Source organism: Roseateles sp. P5_B10 (assembly GCF_056400485.1).
In genome coordinates this window covers 1-7,245 of record NZ_JBFULE010000224.1, presented here as the reverse complement: position 1 = coordinate 7,245, position 7,245 = coordinate 1, and the positions used below count along the sequence as shown (strand labels likewise).

The following is a 7,245-nucleotide window of genomic DNA, read 5'->3' as shown; positions in this document are numbered from 1 at the left end:
CGACGACAAGGATGGTTTCACCATCCGCTTCGGGAACGAATTTGTCGGCGGGCTGCTCGTCTGTCGCTGTCGCTGCATAGAAGCGCGGCAGATAGATCTTCACCGTCGTGCCTCTGCCCACCTCGGAGTACAGCTTGACGTGGCCGTTGGACTGCTTGACGAAGCCGTACACCTGGCTGAGGCCGAGACCGGTTCCCTTGCCTTCGGGCTTGGTCGTGAAGAACGGTTCGAACGCGCGAGCGAGCGTGTCGGTATCCATCCCGCAGCCCGAGTCCGTGACACAGACCACCACGTATTGGCCAGGTTTCACTTCAACGTGGCGGCTTGCATAGGCGTCATCAAGATGCGCATTTGCCGTCTCGATCGTCAGCTTGCCGCCATTGGGCATGGCATCTCTGGCGTTGACGGCCAGGTTGACCAGCGCACTCTCGAGTTCGTTCGGGTCGACTTCAACGTTCCAAAGGCCGCCTGCTAGTACTGTCTCCAGCTCCACCGTTTCGCCCAGGGAACGCCGAAGCAGTTCGGAAATGCCCTGAACGACAACGTTGATATCCAAGGCCTTGGGATCAAGGGGTTGGCGTCGCGCGAAAGCGAGGAGCCTCTGCGTCAACTTCGCTGCACGCTTGGCTCCCGACATCGCCGAAGCCGCCGCGCGACGATGTCGGGCCATCGCTTCCGGCAGGGTGCGATTGAGCATCTCGAGGTTGCCGACGATCACTTGAAGCAAGTTGTTGAARTCATGSGCRATGCCGCCGGTGAGCTGGCCGAYRGCYTCCATCTTCTGTGCCTGCCGCAGCGCTTCGCCTTGCTGAACCAACTCCTCGGTCCTGCAGCGAACTTGTTCTTCCAAATGCGCGTTCAGGTCTCGCAACGCTGTTTCTGCTCGCCGGCGCTCGGCCACCTCGCGCTGCGTTTCTTCATTGAGTCGCACGTTGTCGATGGCTACGGCGGTTTCTCCGGCGAGGCCACTCATGCTTCGTTCGGATTCCTCGGTGAACATTCCTGGCCGGGAATGCCCGAAGAAGAGGCCACCGATCACCGCGCCTGATCGAGAGATGACCGGCACCGCCAAGTAACTTTTGACCGGCAAATGGCCAGCCGGCATGCCGTGGAATGGTTCGTTGTGGCCATACCTCGGGTCGAGTGTGATGTCATCGGAGCGCACGATGCCGGAGCCATCGAAGGTCGGCGCAAAGATGGCCGTATTGCGCGGCATCGCGAACTTGGAGAACGCCTCTGCAGGCACGCCGGAGAGGCTGTAGAGCATGTAGCTTTCGCCAGCGTCGTTGACCTGGTTGTATAAGAAGGCGCCAAACTCTGCGCCCGTCAGTTCGACACCGGCGTCCGTGACCGTTTGGACGAGCGTCTGCAGGTTCGTTTCGCGCGCGAGACTGGCCCCCGTCCGGATCAGCAACTCGAGGGCCCGTTTCTGGTCCGCCAGCTGCAGTTCGTCTCGTCGCCGCTCTGTCCGATCCCTCAGGATCTTGACAAAGCCCGCGTCGGGGTCTCCTTCATACAGCCAGCTGGTTTCGCCGATGGCCCAGATCAGCTGGCCATCCTTGCGCAGGCGCCAACCTTCGGCACCCGCAGATCCGCTACGTCGAGCCTCGGCGACCTCTGTGTCCCACGCCGACCTGCCGCCTTCTTCCGACGGGAATACACGCGCAAGCGACTGGCCCAGCATCTCTGGCTCCGTCCAACCAAGCATCGCTCGAGCACCTTCGCTCCAGCCTGTGACGAAGCCAGCCGAGTCCACCGTGATGATTGCGGTCTGAACCGCTCTGTTCAGAATGCGGCGGTATCGATCAATGACCGCGTCCTTCCACTCTGCCGTCGAGGTTTCGCGCGACAGACTGAATGTCAGCGGGATGTGGTCAAGGGGCTTAGACATCGATCAAAAGCGGGACTGTTGCTTCGCAACGGTCGGTGTTGAAGTTCGTTTCAGCGGCGAAGCATCGTTTACGCGAGTCACCCGTTGTGTAGGACGACACGTGATCTGTACTTTGGCGAGTGTCTGCGTTCTGGTGGCACGGCTGAATGGGTCTAACCGTGCGGCGCCGGCCATGTCGGACATGGATCTCCTGTTGTACCGGATGCGCTTCGGGCGTCCCATGCGCACACCGAGAGCGGGTCGAAGCGCCGCAAGCAATGTCGAATGCCGACGTCAGGCACGTCCGTGGCCCTGAGCGCGTTTCAACTGAAACTTCAGCGCCGCAGCGCGAAATGACCGCGACGCCAGCGGACGCGACATTGGGCTCCCGCCGAGAGCCATGGAGAAACTGTCCATTTCGATGACGGCTCCCGCTGTGAGTGCAAGGAATGGATTCAAAACATGAAAGCCGCCATCTACACCGCCAAGGGCAATGCAGCCGAGGTGCTGCAAGTTACCGACCTTCCCACACCTTCGCCTGCCGCTGGTGAAGTGCTTGTGCGGGTCAGCCACTCCGGCGTCAATCCTTCCGACGTCAAAGGCCGCTCGGGCGTCGGCAGCTCAGCCATGGAGCATGGCCTGGTCATCCCGCACAGCGACGGAGCCGGCCGTGTCCAGGCCGTCGGCGAGGGCGTCTCGCATGGCTTGATCGGGCAACAGGTATGGCTGCACAACGCTCAATGGCTGCGTGCGCATGGAACTGCGAGCGAATACATCGCGCTGCCCGCCAGTCTCGCCGCACCTCTGCCAGACGGGGTTCCAACTGAAGTCGGAGCGTCCATCGGTATCCCGCTGATGACAGCGGTGCACGCGATCGATGCGCTGGGACCATTGCTCAACAAGACGGTCCTCGTCTTCGGTGCCACGGGTGCGGTCGGCGCGTATGCGACGCAGCTCGCTGCGCGGTCTGGCGCGCGAGTGATTGCCGTGGTCAGTAGCGAAGAGAAGGCCGCCCGCGCCCTGTCTCTGGGGGCCGAGTGGACCTTGAACTACAAGAGCGATGACCTGGCCGCGGGCGTGCGCGAGATCACGCGCGGCAGGGGTGTCGACGCCATCATCGAGGTCGACGCCGCCACCAACGCACGTCACTGGGGAGAACTGCTGCGCTTTGGCGGCCAGGTCGTGGTCTACGGGTCGAGCGGCGCCAACATCGGCGTCGCCTTTCGCCCTTTGATCGCCAACTTTGCTCGCCTCTATTTCTTCATCGTTTACCTGCTCCCCGATGGTGTTCGCAAGGAGACGCTGCGAAGCATCGAAGCCTTGCTGACCCGCTGCGACCTCCTGCATCCACCCACAACCGTGTTCGCGCTGAACGACATTGCGCGTGCTCACGAGATGGTCGAAGCCGGGGCACCCACCAAAGTGCTGATTGCCCTTTGAGCGCTGCCGTCCGCGTGGCCGACTCGGCCTGAAATCTTCCAAACGCGAAACGAGGGAAGCCCGCACGGCGCAACCGTTTCATTCAAAACCCGTCCACCGTCGGGCGAAATCCACTCGGCGCCAATGGCCTTCACAGTCGACGCTCGCTGAGCACGCCGGAGGAATCTTCCAACATGTCCACCGATCACCTTTCATCCGATTCCACGCCATCACACGAGCAGCAACTGCATGCACTGCGCAAGCGCGCCCGCGGCCGTGAACTGATCGACGACTACGCCCGTCAGCGCATCGTGGCGTTGCCTCGGTCGGACAGCGCCATCGCCTACTTCGAGATGGGTGACCCGAACGGCACGCCGCTGCTGTGCCTGCACGGGCTCTCGGTGTCGGGCTTCTTCTTCGCGCAGTACCACGCCTACTTCGTGAGGCGCGGCATCCGTGCGATCGCCCCCTGCCTGCTGGGCGGCGTCTACCTGGCCGACGGGCTCAAGACCATCGACCAGCTGAGCGCCGAACTCGTCGAGCTGCTGGATATCCTGGACATCCACAAGTTCGACATGGTGGGTTTCAGCTGGGGCACGCTGCCCCAGCTGGCCCTGATCGCGCGGGTGCCGCAGCGCATCCGCCGCGCCGGCCTGCTGGGCGCGATGTTGCCGCAGAAGTTCATCGGCAAGGCGGAGATCGCGCAGCTGAAATCCGATGTGCGCCAGTCGCTGAAGATGGTGGCCCACGCGCCGCGGCTGCATCGTCATCTGATGTGGCTGCTATGCAAACTGCCGGTGTCGGTACTGATGGAGCAATTCAGGGACGAGCAACTGTCCGCCGCCGAAGCCGCGGCGCTGGAAGACGGCTCCGTTTTCAGCCAGCAACTGGCGCATTGCATGCAGGAATGCCAGCGCACCGGTTCGCGCTTCTTCACCGACGGCTGGCGCATGTTCCTTGACGAGCCCGGCTATGCGCTGGACGACCTCGCAGCACTCCCGCCTGGCGCAGACCTGCGCCTGTACGTCGCCGAACGGGACAACGTGCACCTTCCGGTGTTCTCGCGCATGATCGCCAGCGCCTGTCCCGACGCCGATGTCGCCCGGCTCAAGCTCGACGACGCGCTCACGCCCATCGACGGCGTCAATGGTCCGCATGCCGTGTTTCGGCCGGTGTATTCGCGCCGCGGCAGCAGCATCTTGGTCGCACCCAACGCGGGGCGGATGGCCTGCATGCTCTATTTGACACAAGCGTTGGACAACCTGATCCCGGAGCGGGCGCCCGAGCGTCAGGCTTTCAGCTGGGCGTGACCCGCGCCTGAAATTCCGGCGTCGACAAAGTATCAACCATTGGCACCATGACTTTCCTTTACTCGGGGCTCCGCCGGCACAACGTGTCAAGTCAGCGCGAGGCGGCGCGTATGAAAGACAGCTTGTTCGAAACCGATTCAGGCTGGCATGCTCGGGAGCTTGTCGCCGCTGACGTTCCGGCCCTACAGGCGCTGTTCGAGGCGAGGCAAGACTATTTCCGACTTGTAAGCGGCCAGGATGTTGCTGTCGACGAAGCAGCCAGAGAATTCGCCGACCTCCCCCCGGCTGAGATGCCCTATAGGCGGATGTACATCATTGGGTTCTTCGATGCTGCCGAGTCGATATGGGGCATGGCCTCGATCGTTACCGATTTCATCGCGAGGGGCGTCGGTCACATCGGGCTGTTTCTTATGCGTGATGGTGGAGGCGCGTTTAGCTACGCGGCCCTGGAGAAGTGGATGCATGAGGTTGAAGGCCAGCAATGGCTGCGCCTCGGTGTCGTGATAGGTAATGAGCGTGCGGAGCGGTTCTGGGAGCGCTGCGGCTACTTACAGTTGCGCGAGCGCGGTCCTGTTGAGTACGGCGTGCAGACAAACATGCTCCGCGTAATGATGAAGCCTTTGGCTGGCGGCACTTGGTCGGAATATTTGGCGCTCGTCGAACGCGACAGGCCCGAGGCGTCGCCGATCTAAGAGGCGGAGTGGTCACTCGCCCCTCGACGGGCCCAATGGCCGGTAACGGCGCGAGCAGTCGTTGCCCAGCCAGAACCTAGTGACGGCAACCAGCCGAGGCTGTGTGAGAACGCATGATTCCAACGCTGGCGCGCGGACGCTTCGTTGGCTGGACCGCTTGAGCTGGTTATGGGCGCGACGCTGCGGATGTCGCCGGGCGATGCGCCCTGTGGCCTTCTAGGGCGCTGCAAGTCGTTTTAGGCAGCAAATGGCGCTCACGCGCCCATCACTCTCATCGCTTGGATCAGCGGCCCGATGCCCAAGATGCGCATCACCCGCTTCAAGTTGTAGGCCAGGACGTGCAGGCTCATCTCCGTGCCGACATGCGCGAGCCGTCGCGTCAGGAAGTGCGTTGAGCCCATCCAATGCTTGAGCGTTCCGAAGACGTGTTCCACGGTGCGCCGTCGGACCCTCATGGCGTAGGGCGCTTGATCCAATCGCTGCTGAACAGATTCCATGACGGCCTCGTGCTCCCAGCGCCTGATGCGGCGGTACGCACTGGTGGTGCACTGCTCTTTCATCGGGCAACGCGGACATGCACTCGACCAGTACAGGCGTATCTGTTGACCCCTCTCGTCCGTGGTGAAGCGGTGAACGGCGCGCTGACCCGCCGGGCATTGGTACTGGTCGTCGCGGGCGATGTAGATGAAGTCGGCCTTGTCGAAGCGTCCTTCGGCCTTGGCGTTGGAAGTCATCGGTTTGGGCACGTACGCCGCGATCCCCTCGTCTTCGCAGGCCTTGAGCTCCACACCGTTGTAGTAACCGCGGTCTGCAATGGCTTGCAGCTCGGTGACGCCCATGGCCTCGCGCGAGACCACCGCCATCTTGCTCAGCTGCGCTCTATCACTGCTGTCGTTGGTGACCTCATGCGCGACGATCAAGTGGTTCTTTGCATCCACGGCCGTCTGGACGTTGTAGCCAATGACCGCCGAGCCCGGTCGGCTGGTCGCCATGGCGCGTGCATCGGGATCAGTCGTTGACAGTTGCCCATCGGGCTCAGACGCCAGTTGCACCTTGATCGCATCGAGCTGCTGCATGCGCTGACGAAGCTTCTTGATCTTCTCCTGCACGCGTTCTGTCTTGGCCTGCAGTCCGGCCGTCTGTGTCCGGTCCGCCGTCTCCAGACCATCCAGATAGCGCTGGATGCTCTCGGTGATGTGCTCTTGGAATCGTTCGATCTTCACTGCGGTGAAGATCCTGTCGCGGTTGTTGACCGCCTTGAACTTGCTGCCGTCGATGGCCACGATGGCCTGCGCGAAGAGGTCCAGTTCGCGGCACAGCATGACGAACCGTCGACAGACGTTGCGGATGCCCTTGCCGTTGTCGTGTCGGAAGTCGGCGATGGTCTTGAAGTCCGGCGCCAAGCGGCCGGTCAGCCACATCAGCTCAAGGTTGCGCTGGCATTCGCGTTCCAGGCGTCGGCTGGACTGGATGCGGTTGAGATAGCCGTAGATGTAGATCTTCAGCAGGACCGCTGGGTGATAGGAAGGTCGACCAGTCGTCGCAGGGTTTGCGCCATCAAAGCCAAGCCCTGGCAGATCCAGTTCCTCGACGAACGCATCAATCACTCTGACCGGGTTGTCGGTGCCGACGAAGTCGTCGAGGGACTCGGGTAGCAGCGTGACCTGGTGTCGATCCTCTCCCTCAATGAATCGCTTCATGGGCAGACCCGTGCTGTGGCGTTCCCACAATCTAGGCAGCGGCACGGGCTATCCAAGGAGGGTTTTCACACAGCCTCGGCACATTGCTGACACCCCACTCAGCAGAGCGACGGGCGGCATAACGCTGCAGAGCCGAAGTACCGCTCCGTTCACTTCCTTGCTGCCGCTGGCTCATGGTGACTGGATTGCGTGCTCATCGCGCCGGCCTGGATGTTGACGACCACTGGAATACGCAGGACGGCTCGCCCTAGAAC

Annotated in this window: 5 protein-coding genes; 3 read left to right on the top strand and 2 right to left on the bottom strand. The window is 62.2% G+C overall.

Features of this window, described 5'->3' with window-relative positions:
- A partial coding sequence (locus tag AC1DU6_RS15040; RefSeq protein WP_477858029.1) for an ATP-binding protein occupies positions 1–1,891 on the bottom strand: 1,891 nt, incomplete at its 3' end.
- A gap of 441 nt (positions 1,892–2,332) precedes the next feature.
- Here AC1DU6_RS15040 and AC1DU6_RS15035 point away from each other — a divergent pair.
- The 3 genes from AC1DU6_RS15035 (at position 2,333) to AC1DU6_RS15025 (ending at position 5,291) form a co-directional block, all read left to right on the top strand.
- The gene (locus tag AC1DU6_RS15035) at positions 2,333–3,310 is read left to right on the top strand and encodes an NADPH:quinone reductase (RefSeq protein ID WP_457324938.1); all 978 of its coding nucleotides are present in this window, start codon (positions 2,333–2,335) and stop codon (positions 3,308–3,310) included.
- A 173-nt stretch (positions 3,311–3,483) separates the two neighbouring features.
- A complete protein-coding gene (locus tag AC1DU6_RS15030; protein WP_477858027.1) occupies positions 3,484–4,599 on the top strand; it encodes an alpha/beta fold hydrolase in 1,116 nt (371 codons plus the stop codon).
- A 47-nt stretch (positions 4,600–4,646) separates the two neighbouring features.
- Positions 4,647–5,291 (top strand): N-acetyltransferase, encoded by a 645-nt coding sequence (locus tag AC1DU6_RS15025; protein ID WP_477858025.1) that lies wholly within the window; start codon positions 4,647–4,649, stop codon positions 5,289–5,291.
- A 254-nt stretch (positions 5,292–5,545) separates the two neighbouring features.
- Here the strand turns inward: AC1DU6_RS15025 and AC1DU6_RS15020 are convergent, their stop codons facing one another.
- The gene (locus AC1DU6_RS15020; protein WP_477858023.1) at positions 5,546–6,991 is read right to left on the bottom strand and encodes an IS1182 family transposase; all 1,446 of its coding nucleotides are present in this window, start codon (positions 6,989–6,991) and stop codon (positions 5,546–5,548) included.
- Between the last annotated feature and the right edge of the window lie 254 nt (positions 6,992–7,245).